This is a genomic window from Candidatus Bathyarchaeia archaeon (assembly GCA_038883335.1).
Taxonomy (GTDB): Archaea; Thermoproteota; Bathyarchaeia; order Hecatellales; family Hecatellaceae; genus JAVZMI01.
Window position 1 is genome coordinate 67,867 of sequence record JAVZMI010000006.1, and the last position, 17,071, is coordinate 84,937.

Sequence of the window (17,071 nt, forward strand, 5' to 3'; positions counted from 1 at the left end):
TGGTGAAAGTATGGGAAGACTGCTTTCAAATTTTTCCTCACTGGACGGAGGCCGCTGGAGCATGGAAGGACTAAGACAGAAAAGGTTCAATGGGCTTCTGCGTGAGGCGATCGACGAAGGCTTGGTAAGCACTCTTGGAGAATCCGCAGCCAAGGCAGTATACTACCATCTGCAGAAGAATTTCGCATTCAAGAATGGAGGCACCCCAGATCCCGAAGCCTTTGCTGAAGGTTTAGAGCACCTATTCGGCTATGGGGCAAAGTTCCTTGAAAAGGCAATCTTAAAGAAGCTTTACTCGAAGGCGGGAATAAACTTTGAGGAGAAGGAAAACTACACATTTACCGATTACGTGAATGCCGCCAAGAAAAAGTTAGCTGGACATTGAACCTAAGAAGGGTAGCACTCTTAAGTTCTGATACGCGTGTCTGATCGAATAAAAAGATACTCACCCTCTAAACTTTTGAAGTCTCCCCAAAAGCTCTTTATCGCCCTCAATATCTCCGGCGCATGTCGCAATCACACCATCCACGAGACCTTCCAGCTTACCAGCATACTCTTCCACATGATCCATAGTTGCAGTGATCGGCCACCCGATCATCTTCACGGTCTCCGAATTTCTAGGCGTCCCAACTACAAAATAAGAATAAACTGGCTTGTTTAAACGCCTACACTCTCTAGCCACCTCCCCCAAGAGCGGGAGAGATTTATCATCGAGCCTCATAAAGAAGATAAAGTCCCACGCATCCCTAACCCGGCAAAGTGTATCATCTAAAGACCGTCGTGCTGTAAGTAAACATCCTAGTTTCAAATTTTTTAAACGTATTTGTGAACGTAGGAAATCTCGAGCCTCCTCAGAAGACTTAAACATCTTTATGGGCTCCCCATACTTGGGAACATCGCCCATGGTAATTGCAAGCCCGTCAAGACCTACCGCATCAGCCGCTAAAGCCAAACTTCCAACTTCAACTGGACCTTTATAGTGCAGTATGAATATTGGTATTATCATCTTATCAGGATATTTGACCTTGAGTAAACAACTTACGGCTGTGCCACTAGGCGCTGGAATTCCAGCGGCACCGTCAGTAACATTCCACCCATCAACCAAATCCTTAGTATCTTCAGCGAGTTTCAGGAATTTACGTGTGGGAACGAACTCGTGTAAGATTTTCATCGAGACACCACCTCAACCAAGAGAATCAAAATATTTTGAGAACCCTACCTATTAGCCTTTCGCCATGAATACTCCCGTGGTAAAGAAGGGATTGGAAGCAAATGTTCCCCTCACCAGTGTTCGCGGTGGAGGATCATTGTGAGGGGCTTTCTATCAGTGACTTCACCCTTCTCCTCGTCGGGGTAGCCCAGCGGAGTCATGGCCACCACTCGTATGTTAGACGGTATGCCTAATATTTCCTTTACGAGGGATTCCTTAAAGTCAGCGACCCAGCAGGTCCCCAACCCCTCTTCAGTGGCTGCGAGAATCATATTTTGCAGAGCTATCGCCGCATCCACCTTCCAGTACTCCTCCCCATCCGCACGAACCCATGCCACCTCCGGGTCGGCGCACACCACTAGGATGACTGGGGCGCTGACGAACCAATCCTTAGCATAACTGTGATACAGCCTCCCCCTCGTCGCCGGATCGGTCACCACAACAAGATGCCAGGGTTGCCTGTTGCGGGCTGAAGGAGCCAGCCTCCCAGCCTCCAAAATCCGCATGAGCTTCTCCCCCTCCACAGGTTGAGGTTTATACTTTCTTATACTCCGCCTTAATCGGATTGCCTTTGAAACATCCATACTAACCCCTCTCGAGCGAGAGACCACACTAAACGTTTAACACCTACGGCAACATTTAATTGATTATTTGCCCAGTTTGGGCAAGTCAACCTATGCCCCCCCAGACCCCTTCGCCTCCTCAGAAAGCTTCCTCAACACTTCACCCATAAACTTCTTACCTCCCTCCAGCACCCAGCGGCCCCTATCAGTTATCTCATAGTAGACCCTGCTCGGCTTAGTTGAAAGGGGTTTGCCTTCTCTCTTCCTAATCAACCCCTCCCTTGCCATCTTGTAAAGTACGACGTACGTTGTGACCGTAGCTACCTGTATCTCATATTTCACTTTAAGCGCTCTAGCCAGCTCATAAGCGTACATAGGCTGTCTCACAAGTTCTGTAAGTATGTAGAGCCAGAGGTTCTCCTTCGTGAGTTTCGCCACAAACCTATTGTAAGTCATAGCCACCAGCTTACCTATTTAGCGCGCGATGTGAAATCAGAGCGCCCGCCACTATGAAAAGAACCGTATAGGCGACTAGAACTGCAAAGTTCACGGTGAGACTCATCAAAGTCGCGGGATCCATAAATTCGCTCAGGATGAAAGTACGCACATTATCAACCGCGTAGGTGATTGGGTTGAAGGCAGCTATCATCTGAAGCCAAGCTGGCATCTGTCTTACTGGGAGGAGGGCACTACTAGCGAACATGAGAGGCAGGTTAAGGAGGTTTGATATGGCGATCACGGTCTCATGGCTCGTTATCATGGTAGCTATTCCCACAAAGAGGGCTGAGAGCCCTAGACCCAATAAAATGAGCACCGAAATTATGCCTAAGAGGTTTAGGGCGCCGAAGTTACTGCTCACCTTAAGTCCACCTGCAAACGCCACCGATAGTAGTATAATGGACTGAATAGCTCCCTTCGTCAAGCTGGCTAAGACCTTTGACATAAAGATAGAGCTTCGAGGTATGGGCGCTACAAGAAACTTGTTGAGGTAACCCAGCCTCCTATCCCAGACTACACTCATCCCACTGAACATAGAGGTGAACATGATGATTATGACCAGCATCCCTCCAGCCATGAATGTGAAGTAATCCGCGGTTCCAAACAGAGAGACAACCGCACCCTCCAGAGTTCGTTGGAGTTCAGCCGCTACAGCCGCGGGGAGACCAGCCAGAGAGTCGGGGGGAATTGTTATCATCTTGGAGAGGTTCATAGCTCTACCGAAGAGCAGGAGCCAAATTATAGGTTGGAAGAGGGTTGTGAAGATTAAGAGGGGGGTCCTATACCATTTCTTGAGTTCCCTGCTAGTCAGGGCGAGAGTTCCCTCCATCACGATGCCCTAAGCCTCCTCATCACAAACCTCGTCCTAAAGAAGTCCTCTGCCCCCTGCTGCTCATCCCGAAGCGATCTACCTGTATACTCCAAGAACACCTGGTCTAAGCTTGGTTTCACAAGCGAAACACGCTTCACCTGAACCCCTGCGCCGAGCAACTTCCCCAGTATAAGGGGTAGAGCCTCCTCACCTCTGCTAACCTTAACTCTATAGACGCCACCTACTTTTTTTACCTCGTGAACGTTGATAATCTCAGCAAAGGATACCGAAATCTCAGGGCGATCATCCGCTAAGCCTACCTCGATAACATCCCCGCCGAGGCTGTCCTTCAGTTCGCTGGGGGTCCCCGCTTTTACAATCTGCCCATGGTCTATTATTGCTATCCTGTCGCAGAGTTGATCTGCCTCATCCATATAGTGAGTAGTTAAGAAGATAGTGATCCCCTCCTCACGGTTGAGCTTGTGGATGTAATCCCAGATTATTGCACGGGTTTGGACGTCAAGCCCCAAAGTTGGCTCGTCAAGAAAGAGAAGCCTAGGGCGATGTATTAGGCCACCTATGAGCTCAAGGCGTTTCCGCATACCACCGGAATACGTCTTGACAACCCTTCTAGCAAAGTCCCTCAAGCCGACCAAGTCTAGAAGCTCATTTATCCGCGCCTCAGCCTCTCTTCCAGAAAGCCTATACAGTTTCGCTTGAAGCATTAGGTTGTCGACGCCAGTCAGGTCGTCGTCGACTGTAAGTTCCTGAGGAACTAAACCTATTAGAGACCTAACTTTTTCAGGGTGCGATCTAACGTCAACCCCGCAAACAGATGCTCTGCCCTCAGTTGGCTTGGTAAGGGTGGTTAGCATCTTAATGGTAGTAGTCTTACCTGCACCGTTAGGCCCTAGAAACCCGAAGACCTCCCCATCCTCGACGCTGAAAGATATGTGATTCACTGCAAAGTGGGTCTTATTATAGATCTTAGTCAGACCCTCAGCCTCTATGACCCTCAGCCTCTGCCACACTCCAACCAGTGAAAGCCACTCGTGCAAGCTTTAAATGTAATACCCGGCATACCGCCGAGCCGCTCTAAAGTGAACGATACAGCGAGACACCTAAACATCAGCTTAGTTCTTTGAGAGACCACGTCTCACACAAGCTTTTCGGCTGTTTCTGTTTTTCTGTTGGGTAAAGATCATTTTGCCTATAGATAAATGATTACGAGACACAGACTACAGCATACTGGGGACAGCTATACAACAAACCTTTTTATTGATGGAGCTCAAATTTTTAGTTCGGGCTGTGACGAGTCTGGCCCGGCTGAACTGGTAATGATGTAGATCTTGAGTTCCGAGCCCTCCATAACTATTAGCCTCGACGCAGCGCCCTAAACTCAGGATGACCACGCGGCCACTAGGATCGATACTTATTTATCCTTCCGACGGTTAAAAGATGTGCAGGTCCTCTCTCATGGCCTCAACTGCGAAGAATTATTCACTCCACCTTGTAGGCTTGGGTGGGGCAGGTAGCAACATCTTAGAAGCGTTCTTTAAAAGTTCTAAGATCTTCCAATTTTTACAGCTCAGAGGCGTCAAACTTACGTGCTTAGCGCTGGATGTCGCTGATCATGATATCCTGCGGCTTATTCAAGCTTATGAGGAGTTTAAAGAAGAATTACGGGTGCGCCACATCCCGGCTGATAAGGCCTACCTTAATGCGCGGTCAGTTAAATTTCCTACGCCACAAGCTATGTTCGAGTATATACAGAAGCTTCCAGAGTACATTAAACTCGAGGGTGGAAATCCGCCGGAGAACTACAAGCCATGGCTCTCCTCAGCAGTAGAGATCCCTCCTCTGTCTGGGGGTGTAGCTAGGAGGAGAGCCCTCGCTAAAGCCATCTACGGTCTCAACTACCACTATCTTCGGCTATTGGACAGCTACATTGAGAACTTCAAAGAGAATGTATCGTCTTCTATTCTTCAGCCTCTCATCTTTGTGTTCTTTGGAGTGGGGGGTGGCAGTGGTAGCGGAATGGTAATGGACTTTGTCCGCCACCTCCGAAAGAAGATAGGGACAGGCTTTCCCATAATAGGGGTGGGAATACTGCCCTGTCAGGGCGATGACCACAGAGCGAAGGGCGCCTCTGCATATGCTGCCATAAACGAGTTAGAACTACTTATAGAGGGAGGCAAGAATAAGATAATCAGGGAGACCTACGGGGAGACTTATGGAAATCCTTTCACAGCCTTTCTAATGATGCCTCTAGCTCCGCCCTACAAGAAGACTGGCAACCTCCTTGAGGCTCAAAGGTTTTTCGACGAGGCAGTAGTAGACATTGTGCTGAACACGATGAAGTTTGACATGGCTGACATGTTAGATGGAATTGGGGCGAACCTAGATTATGGCGAGAATGCCATTCACATCATGACCACGCTACGTGTAACCTATCCAATCCTCGAGCATATAGCCCTAGCTAAACTCTACCTAGAGAAACTGTCCAAGCTCAAGGTCTTGAGAAGGGAGCGCATGGAGATATTAGCTGGCTCTGAGGAGAAGGGATTCGGCGGGCTTGAGCAACTCATAAACCTATGTTACGCGGAGTTAGCTGAGATCTTCTGGCGGCTACAGCGTTCGAGGGGGGCATACGATCCAGCTAAGAAGGATGAGAGTATAAGAGGTTTCATCTACAGCGACAAATCCGTTGAATCCAATTATAGAATTCAAATACGGGGGCTGGAGGAAGCTATTCGAGACTCAGTGGACGAGATTGTAACACCAGTACTCGCTATAGGTTTAGAGGCACCTGAGGCGACGCCTGAGGCTAGGTTGAGGACGCACATCAGCCAGATAATAGATCACACGCGGCATGTAGCTTCAACATACCTAACTTTCCATGAAGATATTTCAAACCTCATAAACGAATTAAATAGTAACGTTACGGCTACTCAACGTTTAACCTTCAGAGAAAGGACACAGTTAAACGATTTCCTAGAGTTTGTGAAGTTCATAGAAAAATACATCTCAGTGCTTAAGAGATATGTAGAGACAAAGGTTCTCGCCGACAAGTTGGTGACAGAGCTTAGGACAGGTGAAGCCGCCGAGTGGAAGGATCAGCTTGGGAACATCGCCGAGAAAATCGCCAATGTAGAACTTAAACTCATATTCAACACGCTGACCGGACTCTTCAGGTCGGGCAAGGCTGAAATTTCAACTATAGAATCCTACAGTAAGGAAGTTTCCAGTTTGACGAAGACGCTGAGAGAAGACCTCTCACAGACGGCAACGCTGAGGGATCAACTAGCAGCGGAGATTAAAAACTCTGAGGAGGAGATTGAAACCTCTTTAAAGGAGGCTGAGAGGTTCAGCGTCAGAGTATTTCGCCCTAGCAAAGGGAAGAAGCTGAAAGAGAAGGCCGCCTCTCTGCAGAAGGAAGTCGAAGATAAGAAGACAAGCCTCCAAGAAGTAGCGACCTATATCTCGAGTGTTGAGGGGAGGGTGAAAGAGTACACAATAATTGAGAGAAGGGTTGACATCGACTCGGATTACCGTAGACTGTTGATGAACATAGTCGACATCGACAACCAATACTACGAGAAACTGTCAGAGGTTAGCAGGGATCGAGGATACTATGATAGAGTAATGGACATAACAGAGGGAGAGAAGTTACGGATAATGAGCAAGATTCTACAGGAAGAAGAGTATGCCCTGACGAGGGAGAACATACTCAAAGAGATAATCGACCTTAAACGGTTTAGAGAGTGCCTCATCGGCGCTATAAGAGTTCTCCAGGTTCCAAGTAGCATAGGCGTCGAGAGCAGCTACAAGAGCGACTACATGTGGGTGACCGTGGTTGCTCCTGAAGGGATATGGGATCCCGAGTTGGATGCAGAACTCAAAGCTACACTAGCCGGGTACCTCTCAACTGGCGCAGCAAGAAGCATACACGTGTCGCATGTAGAGGCTGAAGATCCATGGACGATAAGAATACTCTTGGTCGCAGGTAAGGCTAGCAAGAAGGATCTGGACTTGTACTTGGAGATGAAGTCACTGTACGAGCAGGCTTCTTACAGCGACAAGATTCTAGCACACTCTCTACTCTTAGAGCACGGCATACTCGCAGCTGAGGCCCCAGTATATATCCCTCAGCAACGTTTGGCGAGCAAACCAGTTGGCACACCCTCGATCTCTGTATGCCCAAACTGCAAGAGCACAAATACGTCCATGCTCAAGGAGTGGAATATGTCAACTAAGAGTGGTAAAGGCCTACCTTTACATGTTGCATTATATAACTGTAGCGAGTGCAATAAAAAGTTCAGAGTCGTTACAAAGGTTTAGTCCAGCTTTTTTCCTAGTTGCTAATTGAGCTATCGCGTCCTTAATAGTTTTACCCGCCTCTATAGTTTTTATCTTCAAAAGAAGACATAAACTAAGTAGCACAGTGAAAGTATTTTGAGGCGAGCAGACATGGTGGGCTCTATAGTGGAGGAGGAACTCTCAAAGGCTTCCATCATAAAAGATGAGGCAAAACTCTCCCTCGACTATGTGCCAACCCGCCTCCCCCACAGGGAAGAAGAGTTAAGGACATTGGTGCGTCTTTTCAGTTCGCTCGTTAAGACACCCGGCAAAATTGCTCCTAAGGTTATCATTCGCGGCAGCATCGGAACTGGGAAGACTGCCCTCTCGAAACGGTTTGGAGAGGATTTCGAAAAATATGTGAGAAAAAGGGGCCTCAACCTTCGTTTTATTCATGTAAACTGCAGAGAGGAGGGAAGTTTCTTTAACATCTTGAAGGGCATAATCACCAACACCTTTGAGCACGGCTTTCCCCAAAGAGGCTACTCCTCACAGGAACTCTTAAACATCCTGCTAGAGGTCTTAGACCGCAATAGGGCTTACATCCTAATCGCCCTCGACGAATTGGAGGACTTGATAAGAAAGGAAGGCGCCGACCCGCTCTTCTGTCTCACCCGGGTCCAAGAGAGCAGACCGCCAAGTGCACAACAGAGAGTCTCTCTATTATGTATATTTAGGGACCCAGAGTGCGAAGAAGTTTACAGGCTGCTTGACAAGAGCACCCAGAGCACCCTAGGAGGAAACGTAGTCTTACTTGACAAGTACACCGTAGACCAGCTGAGGGATATTCTGGAGGACAGAGTCAAGGAGGCATTCCTAGAAGACACCGTACTCCCGGAGTCCTTAGAGTTAATCGCCGATCTGGCTGGCAAGCATGGCGATGCACGGTTTGCAATTGAACTCCTATGGCTGAGCGGGAAACTCGCCGATGCATCAAACACCTCTAAACTACTGCCTGAGCATGTGAGATACGCCCAGACACGAACTCACCCGACACTGAGGGTTGAGGACTTGAAACTCCTTAGACTACATGAGAAACTACTACTCCTCGCCGTAGCGAGGGGGTTAAGGAGCGAGGGAACAGCTTATCTAAGCTTCGGCTACGTTAAGGAAAGCTACAGGTTGGTATGTGAAGAGTACAGAGAGAAGCCGCGGGCACATACACAAGTTTGGAAGTATATGAAGAGCCTTCAAGTGGCGGGTCTACTCTCGGCGAAGATCTCTGGGAAAGGTCAGAGAGGCAAGACTACCTTGATTGGCCTCTATGCTCCCTCTGAGAAGCTTGAGGAGACACTCTACAAATTGTTGGAGGTTAAGAGGCATGGGTAGTGGAGAGCTAAACCTTGAGGATGTCATTACCTCCAAGGGAAGGTTCAAGATCCTAAAACTTCTCGCAGAGGTTGGAGAGCTTAACATCACGGAGATTACGAGAAAAACCAATATCGCATACACTTCAGCTGAGAGACATCTCACACTTTTGAAGATGGCAGGTTTGGTTGAGGAGAAAGTCTTCGGGAAAAAAATAAGGATCTTCAGGTTTAAGGATGAGAACAGGAGATGCCGGTTGCTGAAACGTTTCTTCGAAGAATGCCAGTCACTATAAATGAGTAAGCCATCATCTACCTTAAATACTCATTAGCTGAACTCGGGCTGGAGGATTGGGAGTGTTAGCTCCAAAATGAGACCTCAAATCATCGGCGTCTAAGCTGCCCCCCGAACCTCCCATGCTCCCTTACATTTTGGCCAGCCGCCCTCTTCAAGGTAACCCGTTTCTCATAGTTCCTCCTCACCCTGAAACGTGGGATGGGCGAAGCTCTCTCAGCGGACTGCAGCTTGGGAGTCTGGGAGCGTACCTTTCCAGCCTTTGTGAGTGAACCGTGCGTAGGCATGTATGTCGCCTAAGCTAATACTCAAAGCCCACTACTTAAATTTTAGGGCGAGAAGCTTCTAGACCGGTACTGATTTACCTGTAGCATCTCTCTTCCAGAAGCCGAACTCCTCGATTTTACTGAGGAGCACACCTGAAAATACGGGGCCATCCCGACAAACCCTATACTTGCCCAACATGCAACTACCACATATGCCAACCCCACATTTCATATAACGCTCGAGACTCACCTGAACTGGGATACTATATCTGACTGCGAGATCTACAACCTCTTTCAGCATGAGTTCAGAGCCGCAGGCATATACTTGTTTGATGCGGCGGCGCTCTTCCAGCACCTTTGCTAAGGTTTGGGTCACGACGCCCTTCAACCCGTATGTCCCATCCTCGGTGGTCGCTATAACTTCACCGACTCTCTTGAAATTCCTCAAGAAGAGGAGTTCAGTCTTAGTTTTCGCTCCAGCTAGGATGGTTACCTTGGCGCCTGCGTTTGCGAGATTCTCTGCTAGGGGTAGAAGTGGCGATAGACCAGTCCCTCCGCCGACGATCAGAGATGCACCCCGCTGCATGCCGAAGCCATTCCCGTAGGGACCTCTTACTCCTATCACCGCTTCCCCCCTCAACTGATGTAGTGCCTCCGTAGTCTCACCAACCTTCTTAACAGCGAAAGATGCCACCCCCCTCCTCCAATCCATTAAGGTGAGACTCATCGGAACCTCTTCAGCACCGGGGACCCAAACCATGATGAACTGCCCAGGCTTCGCCTCAGCGCAGAGTTGATCCTTGAAGGTGAAAACTTTGACGTACTCACTCTCACTTCTAACAGCCCGAAGTCTAACCATTCTAGGCCTGTTCGGTGTTGAAGGTAGTTGGCTTCCATTGTTCACCTGTGCGCAACCCCGATTATATCGGATGGGCTACGTAACCCTTTCCTGTTTAGGTATCTGCTGAGGCCGGCGAGTATCTCTCTAAATACCCTCAAGTCTTTGTGCACAATGGCGGTTCCGATCTGGAGGGCGGATGCCCCAGCCATCATGAACTCCACAGCATCTTCCCACGTGGTTACCCCGCCGCACCCTATTATCGGAATCTTCACAGTCTCAAAGATCTCGTAAACGCATCTGAGGGCTATCGGCTTAATGGCTGGGCCTGATAAACCACCAAACTTCCCCCCCAGTATTGGCCTACCTGCCTCCACGTCTATAGCCATAGCCTTGACAGTGTTAATCGCTACCAATCCGTCAGCTCCTGCTTCTTCTGCGGCCTTTGCGAAGGTGGTTATTCTGGATACGTTTGGACTTAGTTTCACAAATACTGGCACATTTACAGCCGCCTTGACTGCCTTGATGACCTCAGATAGAAGCTCAACGTTCTGCCCAACCTCAGCTCCCACCTCCTTTACGTGAGGGCAGGATACATTCAACTCGACAGCAGACGCTCCTCTCGCGCACATCATCGTAGACACATATCGGTAGTCCTCGGGTGAGCAACCATAAACGCTTGCTATAAGAGGCACTTTCAACGCCTCCAAAGCTCGATCCAGTTCCTTGACATATTCATCGACACCTGGGTTAGGCAACCCCATAGAATTGATCAAGCCAACCTCAAGCTCCACTATGTTGGGGGCCTTAAAGCCTGGGCGAGGCTCTCGGCCTATCGACTTGGTCACTACAGCCCCCACTCCAGCCTGAGCTAACCTCAGCAGCGAATTAGATGTCAAGCCTAAGATGCCTGAGGCGTTCATGAGGGGGTTACCCATCCTCACCCCAGCTAACTCAACAGACAGATTCATCCCTGCGCACCCGAAGGAGGATTTATCATAATTGGAGCGGGACAGCTACATTACCATTATTCATAACCAGTTAAAGGGTTTAGTAGTTCTCTTTAGAGTTCTCTTGGAATCCCACTTAGCCATATATCTTAGGCCGTATAGCATTATTTTGAGCTACCATTGGTGGGTTGGTCGTTTATCTTTATCGGTGTGAACTTCGCCGCTTTTATCCTCCAGAACATCCTAGGCACCCCTCTGATATTCATGTTCATACCAGCGTTGGCGTTGGAGATGCCTTGGATGTTTGTCACCTCAATCTTCCTTCACGGAGGGCTAACTCATCTCATAATCAACTTAATCGCGCTGGCCTTCCTAGGGGCGGTGCTGGAGGGCATGCTCGGAGCGAAAAGGTTCTTACTCTTATATCTCTCAGCAGGGGTTGTTGGCAACCTACTGTACATGGTAACCGCGTTAAACCCTTTCACCCCAGCTGTAGGGGCATCTGGTGCCATTTACGGGATTATGGGTACTCTGGCCACATTGCGACCGCGAATGTTGGTGTTGGTAGGCATTATTCCCCTTCCCATAATAGTTGTGGCGTTGGGCTATGCAATAATAGACATCACTGGCATGTTCGCACAGTCACAGATTGCCCACGGCGCACATCTGGGAGGATTGATCCTAGGGGTAGCTTATGGGCTACACCTCAGAAGAAAGGTGAAGAGGAGCCTTTAAAGCTCGTATTTCCAAACTGGAAAGATGTTGCGATTTAGTAACGACATTAGGAAACTACTTAATACCCGACTAGGCGATCTCTACCATGTGGACTCACACTTAGAGGGATGCGGATGGAGGAGCTGTCAATAGTAGACTCTATAGCCGGAATTCTGGCCGTAGACAAGGGGAACAGAGTAATCGATAAGGCTGTATTCCCAAAAGATCCGGTTAAGATAGCTGAGAAGATAGCCCGAATTGAGGCTGGCAGTCTAGTTGAGGAGGCTGAACAGCTTATCCAGCGGCTTAGGAAACATTGCAAACGCTTCATTTTTGAGAGCGAAGCCGTGGCTGCCAATGCTAGGAAGACTTTGAAAGTCAAGGTGAAAGTGTCCAAGCCAAGCGAGGCTGGCGAGTATGTCCGATCTAATCTGGGCGATATCGCAGCTGCTATAGGCTTTGTCGAGAAGCCAGGAGACGTCTTCAGCGTTATGCGAGAGGTCTCCACCATCCTGACCAAGCTGAGGGTTAAAGCAGCTGCCTCGAAGAGGGATCAGATAGTTATTCAGATGATAAACTCTATCGATGAGCTGGACAAGATTATGAACCTCCTAGCTGGGCGGATGAGGGAGTGGTATGGACTCCATTTTCCTGAGATGTCTCGGCTAATCGATTCACATGACACTTATGCCAAGCTGGTGACTGAGCTAGGGTTGAGAGAGAATTTCAACTTGGAAGCTTTGGAGAGACTTGGAATAGCTGGTGAGAAGGCAAGGCGGCTTGTCGAGGTGGCTGGCTCCTCGCTGGGAGGGATGCTGAACGAAGGGGATATGGCAGCTCTACAGTCGCTCTCACATCTTTACATGGAAGCGTCGAGGCTGAGGTGCCACTTCGTTGATAGGATGGAAACCCTGATGGAGGAGGTCTCTCCGAACTTGAAGGCTGTGACAGGGGCTACGCTGGGAGCGCGACTGATAGCCTTGGCTGGAGGGCTTGAGAGGCTGTCCAGGTTTCCAGCTAGCACCGTGCAGGTTTTGGGAGCTGAAAAAGCTCTCTTCCGATCTCTAAAAACTGGAACTCGCCCCCCAAAACATGGCATAATATTCCAACACCACCTAATTCATAAGGCGCCTAGATGGCAGCGTGGGAAGATCTCACGGGTTCTCGCCGCCAAGGCGGCCATAGCGGCGAGGATCGACGCCTTCACCGGTTCTTATATAGGGGAGAAGCTGAAGGCTGACCTCGAGAAACGAATCAGCGAGATTGGCGAGAAATATAAGACGCCGCCGAAACGTCCTCAGAGGTTTAAGGGTAGTGGAAGAGGGAAAGGAGGTAAAAGTTGAGCCGCCATCGAGTGGTGTCTCATGAACGAATTGAAGGTGTCTTCTGGGTGACGCAACCGGACGGCACTAAAAAGCTTGCCACAATCAATCTAGCCCTTGGGAGGAGCGTCTACGGCGAGAAAATTTTACAATTTAAGGGCCGCGAATATAGGCTATGGGATCCTTACCGAAGTAAACTTGCTGCGGCTATTCACCGCGGCCTCGACTCTGTCCCTCTATGGCGGGGAGAGAAGGTTTTATACTTAGGGGCTGCGAGTGGAACGACTGCGAGTCATATATCGGACATTATAGGTCTTGAGGGGAGGATCTACTGTGTGGAGTTCTCTCAGAGGGTTATGAGGGAGCTTATGGGTCATGTTGCCGCTTATCGCCCTAACATTATACCTATACTTGCTGACGCTAGGAAGCCAGAGGATTACAGGATGACTGTTGAGCGCGTAGATTTGATATATTGCGACATAGCACAGCCTGAGCAGGCTAAAATTCTGGCGGATAACTCCGACATTTTCCTTAAGGATGGAGGTTGGATCATGTTAGCCATCAAAGCGAGCAGCATCGATGCCACCAAGGCGCCCTCTGAGATCTTCCGGCGTGAAATAGCCACCTTGGAGAACCGAGGCTTTCTTGGGTTGAGGCAGATAAGCTTAGAGCCATATGACAAGGCGCATCTGATGGTGGTCGCCCAGTATAGGCGGAGAAGTAGAGAGGAATGAGCCGCGACATATCTGAGCAGGTTTTGCGCAGGTTATTCCGGGAGGAGGTGAGGAAACTCAACCTCCATCTACCGCGGAGCCGTAAGTCTTTGAAGCAATTGTTGAATGAAAAGGATCCTCAAGTGGATTCCTTAGGTGGGGAGAAGCTCTTATTCAAACGGAGGGATCTTGAGGAGGCGGCTAAGATTGTCCCGGAGAACTACCATGCCTCCCTAATGTTGCCGCTTGTGTTGGTGCGTAGGATGGCGATGGGTGAAGGCGTTTTCACCGTTACGGGGGGGCGTTTAGAGAAGATCTTCGTGAGGAAAGTCTTAGGCTTAACCGATAAGGGATTCGAGGACGAGGCAGCTGAGAACCGGCATGAGGTCTACCTTTACAGGATACAAATTCAAGAGCTACTCAACAGATTTGACTCGTTAGTTATAATTGGATTCGGCGTCCCCGACGACCTCCTAAGAGAGTAGCCTCAACTGCGCAGTCGAGACATAATGCTTTAGGCAAGTTCAGTCTGTCGTCTTAGAACTTCCTCCTTTATCCTACGAGCGGTCTCCCAAGATTTCCGGACGAAGTCTGGGTAATCGTTGTGTTCGCGCAGCCACTTCCGCAGGAAGTTTAAAGTTAAAGGGTCATGGGGGTAGCCGTTCCCCATCTCACCATAAATTCTGGTGAGATCGTTGAGTGCACGGTCCCTCCTCGTTTTGGCAAGGATGGACGCCGCGCCAACCACGACATATTTCCTGTCAGCTTTATGCTCTGAGATCACTCTCACAGGGAGGGGAAGGAAGCTCTCGATTTGACGGCCAAACCTTTCCGCTGAAATGTCTGAGGCGTCCACGTATGCGATGTCAGGTCGTAACTCTTCTATCACTTTTGCCATAGCCTTGGCTTCCAAGTAGTTGAGCTTGAAAAACTTCTTACTGTTGAGAACGTAGGCGTCGATCTCCTTGGGTTGGATCTCCACGTATGCGACCTTCAGAGCTATCTCCTCTATCTTGGTGGCTAAGATTAGCCTTTGGGCGGGTGTTAGAAGTTTGGAGTCTCTGACGCCTATAGCCTTCAATCTTTCAAGGTCGCTGCTCTTCACAAGGACGCCGGCTATGAGGAGTGGGCCGATAACTGGACCCGTGGGGAGGCTTTGGTTTGGCCCTCAGCCTTCTCCCCGCATCGTCCACCCCACAGACCTTCTCTTCACCTGTCGTACCTAACCCTCCCTTCCCTATGTTCTCGTTAAACTATTAGATAGCCCTGTAGGTTATAGTTTGCGGCTTACCCGCCTCAACAGACCGCGATGCCATCTCAACGATCTCAACGGCTCTGATCCCATCCACCCCTGATGCCACTGGCTCATCTCCATTTGTTATGCTCTGGATAAAATTCTTCAACTCAACTTCGAGGGGTTCCAACCAGATCAACGGCTCTATAAGAGTTGCATCTCTAGGGTCGCGGCTATATTTTGGTCTGCCATCCTCGCTCACAAATGGGCTAAGAACATCTACCGCGCTTATCCGCCATACAAGTTGGGGTATATAGGATAGAATCGCGACGCCCTCGCTGCCGGTTACTTGGAGTTGGCGGATCTTGTTTATTCTCTCCCCTGCAGGCTTCAACCACTCTGCTACAAGGTAGGCGCTCAAGTCTCCTCTGAACCTTAGGAGAATCTCTACACTCGTCTCCCGACCTTCCAGACGCCCTTCATTTTGGTTGGGAACTTCAGCGTAGACCCTTACCGGGTTTTGGCCCGTAATGAACCTTATAGTATCTACGTCGTGGATTGCAGTGTCCAAAGTTACGCCTATGCTGTTCGCCGTAGGTGCCCATGGAGATATTCGTGTGGCGGAAATGAATCGTGTAACACCGAGGCTTCCGGTGTCGATTAAGTCCTTCAATTTGAGAACTCCGCTGTTGAACCTTTCGATGAAGCCAACCATAAGGCAGAGTCCTCTCTTCTTAGCCTCCCTATATACCTCAACAGCTTGGGATGATGTTAAAGCCATGGGCTTCTCCACCAGCACATGTTTACCAGCCTTAATCGCCTCCAATGCGAGGTTGTAGTGGGTTTGGGGGGGCGTACATATATTGAGGGCGTCTACGTCCTCTCTCTGTAGGAGGGATGCCATGTCGGTATACCATGCAACCTTATACATTTCACCATAGTATTTGGCGCGGCTTTCATCGATGTCACAGATGGCTTTTAGAGTGCAGAGCTGTTTAAGTCTACTGTAGACCCGGAGGTAGTTCTTCCCCCAGCCGCCAACACCGATAACCGCCACCTTAACCTTTGACAGAGCCCTACGCCCCAGCCGCTTTAAAAGGGTGAATATCCAGATGAGTTACCTATAAAATAAACTTAACCGGTTTCTGTTGCGGCACCGCAGCATGTGCGGTTTGGTGTGAGACCGTTAGATTTGTAGCGTCTACTCACGTGATGATTCAAAGAGAAATCTCGGTTGAGGGGGTTGAAGGTTTGTGTGGCTGTTGCGACTAGGATAAGGGCCCGTGTGGATGAGTTTGAGGCTTGGAGCCGGGAGCAGGATTTGAACCTGCGTAGAGCGGGTCTGCAGCCCGCCGCCTAGCCGCTCGGCCATCCCGGCCTGCGAACGCTCATAACGGTGTCATAGATATAAACCTTTTTTCCTCCCGTCCAATCTAATTTTTTGGGGTTTTCTGTAGGCTGCCCAAAGGTGGTCGCTGGTTGCATTTTGAGGCGTCTTCGGCACATATCGTGAGCCCAAGGAGCCTGCATAAACATGTTTGAGCATCTTGGGCTTATTATCCGCATATCATCGGCTCGTTTGCGAGTAACTTGTATAATGTGTCTAGATTCGATTTTATTCCTAAAATTTTATTGATCTCCTCGTCGATGATTTTTCTCGTCTCAGGGTAAGCAAATTCTTTAGGGAGAGCTTTAAATTCAGATTCACAAATTTTCTTGCCATTTATCTTTTTATCATAAAGAGACAAGAGAGCATCTTTCACTTTTTTACCTAATCTATTAAGGTCAAGTATAGGAGCAACCAATAAATGTTCCTTCTTAAAATCAACCCAAGGCCCTTGAGTAACCTCTGCTATTGAAAGTAACAGTAACATACTTGAACAGGTAAGAGACCTACCAGAGCTAGGCATACTCTTTAGAACCACTCCGACAAGTGACCACTCATTAATCCGATCCAGATACCGATTTAAACCCCTATGTCTAAAGGTTAA

19 protein-coding genes and 1 tRNA gene are annotated in these 17,071 nt (G+C 49.1%); 8 read left to right on the plus strand and 12 right to left on the minus strand.

Annotated features, from left to right (window positions below; genetic code table 11):
• Positions 1–10 precede the first annotated feature (10 nt).
• Positions 11–385 carry a hypothetical protein gene (locus tag QXJ75_04310; protein MEM3737291.1) on the plus strand — a complete coding sequence of 125 codons (375 nt, stop codon included), beginning with the start codon at positions 11–13 and terminating at the stop codon, positions 383–385.
• A 60-nt stretch (positions 386–445) separates the two neighbouring features.
• Here the strand turns inward: QXJ75_04310 and QXJ75_04315 are convergent, their stop codons facing one another.
• From QXJ75_04315 to QXJ75_04335, 5 genes are all read right to left on the minus strand, one after another.
• On the minus strand, positions 446–1,171 hold the full coding sequence (locus QXJ75_04315; protein ID MEM3737292.1) for a hypothetical protein: 726 nt from the start codon (positions 1,169–1,171) through the stop codon (positions 446–448).
• Between the two features lie 110 nt (positions 1,172–1,281).
• On the minus strand, positions 1,282–1,794 hold the full coding sequence (locus QXJ75_04320) for a nitroreductase family protein (GenBank protein ID MEM3737293.1): 513 nt from the start codon (positions 1,792–1,794) through the stop codon (positions 1,282–1,284).
• Positions 1,795–1,884: 90 nt separating this feature from the next.
• Positions 1,885–2,229 (minus strand): PadR family transcriptional regulator, encoded by a 345-nt coding sequence (locus QXJ75_04325; protein ID MEM3737294.1) that lies wholly within the window; start codon positions 2,227–2,229, stop codon positions 1,885–1,887.
• Between the two features lie 10 nt (positions 2,230–2,239).
• Positions 2,240–3,100, minus strand: coding sequence for an ABC transporter permease (locus QXJ75_04330; protein MEM3737295.1), 861 nt, complete (start codon positions 3,098–3,100; stop codon positions 2,240–2,242).
• On the minus strand, positions 3,100–4,113 hold the full coding sequence (locus QXJ75_04335; GenBank protein MEM3737296.1) for an ATP-binding cassette domain-containing protein: 1,014 nt from the start codon (positions 4,111–4,113) through the stop codon (positions 3,100–3,102). The genes QXJ75_04330 and QXJ75_04335 overlap by 1 nt, the downstream gene beginning before the upstream one ends.
• 445 nt (positions 4,114–4,558) lie before the next feature.
• Between QXJ75_04335 and QXJ75_04340 the strand changes: the two genes are divergently transcribed.
• The 3 genes from QXJ75_04340 (at position 4,559) to QXJ75_04350 (ending at position 9,044) form a co-directional block, all read left to right on the plus strand.
• Positions 4,559–7,423, plus strand: a complete 2,865-nt coding sequence (locus tag QXJ75_04340) for a tubulin-like doman-containing protein (protein MEM3737297.1) — start codon at positions 4,559–4,561, stop codon at positions 7,421–7,423.
• Between the two features lie 129 nt (positions 7,424–7,552).
• Positions 7,553–8,770: an ORC1-type DNA replication protein gene (locus QXJ75_04345; protein MEM3737298.1), complete on the plus strand. Its 1,218-nt coding sequence runs from the start codon at positions 7,553–7,555 to the stop codon at positions 8,768–8,770.
• Positions 8,763–9,044, plus strand: a complete 282-nt coding sequence (locus QXJ75_04350; GenBank protein ID MEM3737299.1) for a winged helix-turn-helix domain-containing protein — start codon at positions 8,763–8,765, stop codon at positions 9,042–9,044. The genes QXJ75_04345 and QXJ75_04350 overlap by 8 nt, the downstream gene beginning before the upstream one ends.
• Before the next feature lie 88 nt (positions 9,045–9,132).
• On the opposite strand, the gene QXJ75_04355 is transcribed toward QXJ75_04350, so the two are convergent.
• The 3 genes from QXJ75_04355 to QXJ75_04365 are packed head-to-tail and all read right to left on the minus strand — an operon-like array spanning position 9,133 to position 11,118.
• Positions 9,133–9,330: a 30S ribosomal protein S30e gene (locus tag QXJ75_04355; protein MEM3737300.1), complete on the minus strand. Its 198-nt coding sequence runs from the start codon at positions 9,328–9,330 to the stop codon at positions 9,133–9,135.
• Positions 9,331–9,388: 58 nt separating this feature from the next.
• Positions 9,389–10,213 carry a dihydroorotate dehydrogenase electron transfer subunit gene (locus QXJ75_04360; protein MEM3737301.1) on the minus strand — a complete coding sequence of 275 codons (825 nt, stop codon included), beginning with the start codon at positions 10,211–10,213 and terminating at the stop codon, positions 9,389–9,391.
• Positions 10,210–11,118: a dihydroorotate dehydrogenase gene (locus tag QXJ75_04365; protein ID MEM3737302.1), complete on the minus strand. Its 909-nt coding sequence runs from the start codon at positions 11,116–11,118 to the stop codon at positions 10,210–10,212. The genes QXJ75_04360 and QXJ75_04365 overlap by 4 nt, the downstream gene beginning before the upstream one ends.
• 162 nt (positions 11,119–11,280) lie before the next feature.
• Here QXJ75_04365 and QXJ75_04370 point away from each other — a divergent pair, with 162 nt between their 5' ends.
• From QXJ75_04370 to QXJ75_04385, 4 genes are all read left to right on the plus strand, one after another.
• Positions 11,281–11,832 carry a rhomboid family intramembrane serine protease gene (locus QXJ75_04370; protein MEM3737303.1) on the plus strand — a complete coding sequence of 184 codons (552 nt, stop codon included), beginning with the start codon at positions 11,281–11,283 and terminating at the stop codon, positions 11,830–11,832.
• Positions 11,833–11,945: 113 nt separating this feature from the next.
• Positions 11,946–13,154: a C/D box methylation guide ribonucleoprotein complex aNOP56 subunit gene (locus tag QXJ75_04375; GenBank protein ID MEM3737304.1), complete on the plus strand. Its 1,209-nt coding sequence runs from the start codon at positions 11,946–11,948 to the stop codon at positions 13,152–13,154.
• A complete protein-coding gene (locus QXJ75_04380) occupies positions 13,151–13,867 on the plus strand; it encodes a fibrillarin-like rRNA/tRNA 2'-O-methyltransferase (GenBank protein MEM3737305.1) in 717 nt (238 codons plus the stop codon). Before QXJ75_04375 ends, QXJ75_04380 begins: the two co-directional genes overlap by 4 nt.
• 23 nt (positions 13,868–13,890) lie before the next feature.
• Complete coding sequence (locus QXJ75_04385) at positions 13,891–14,331, plus strand: DUF61 family protein (protein MEM3737306.1); 441 nt, start codon at positions 13,891–13,893, stop codon at positions 14,329–14,331.
• Positions 14,332–14,360: 29 nt separating this feature from the next.
• Here the strand turns inward: QXJ75_04385 and rnhB are convergent, their stop codons facing one another.
• The 4 genes from rnhB to QXJ75_04405 form a co-directional block, all read right to left on the minus strand.
• Positions 14,361–14,981: a ribonuclease HII gene (rnhB, locus tag QXJ75_04390; GenBank protein MEM3737307.1), complete on the minus strand. Its 621-nt coding sequence runs from the start codon at positions 14,979–14,981 to the stop codon at positions 14,361–14,363.
• A gap of 121 nt (positions 14,982–15,102) precedes the next feature.
• On the minus strand, positions 15,103–16,137 hold the full coding sequence (locus QXJ75_04395) for a Gfo/Idh/MocA family oxidoreductase (GenBank protein MEM3737308.1): 1,035 nt from the start codon (positions 16,135–16,137) through the stop codon (positions 15,103–15,105).
• A 246-nt stretch (positions 16,138–16,383) separates the two neighbouring features.
• Positions 16,384–16,458: transfer RNA gene (locus QXJ75_04400), tRNA-Cys, on the minus strand.
• Positions 16,459–16,636: 178 nt separating this feature from the next.
• Complete coding sequence (locus QXJ75_04405; protein MEM3737309.1) at positions 16,637–16,990, minus strand: hypothetical protein; 354 nt, start codon at positions 16,988–16,990, stop codon at positions 16,637–16,639.
• Positions 16,991–17,071: the final 81 nt, after the last annotated feature.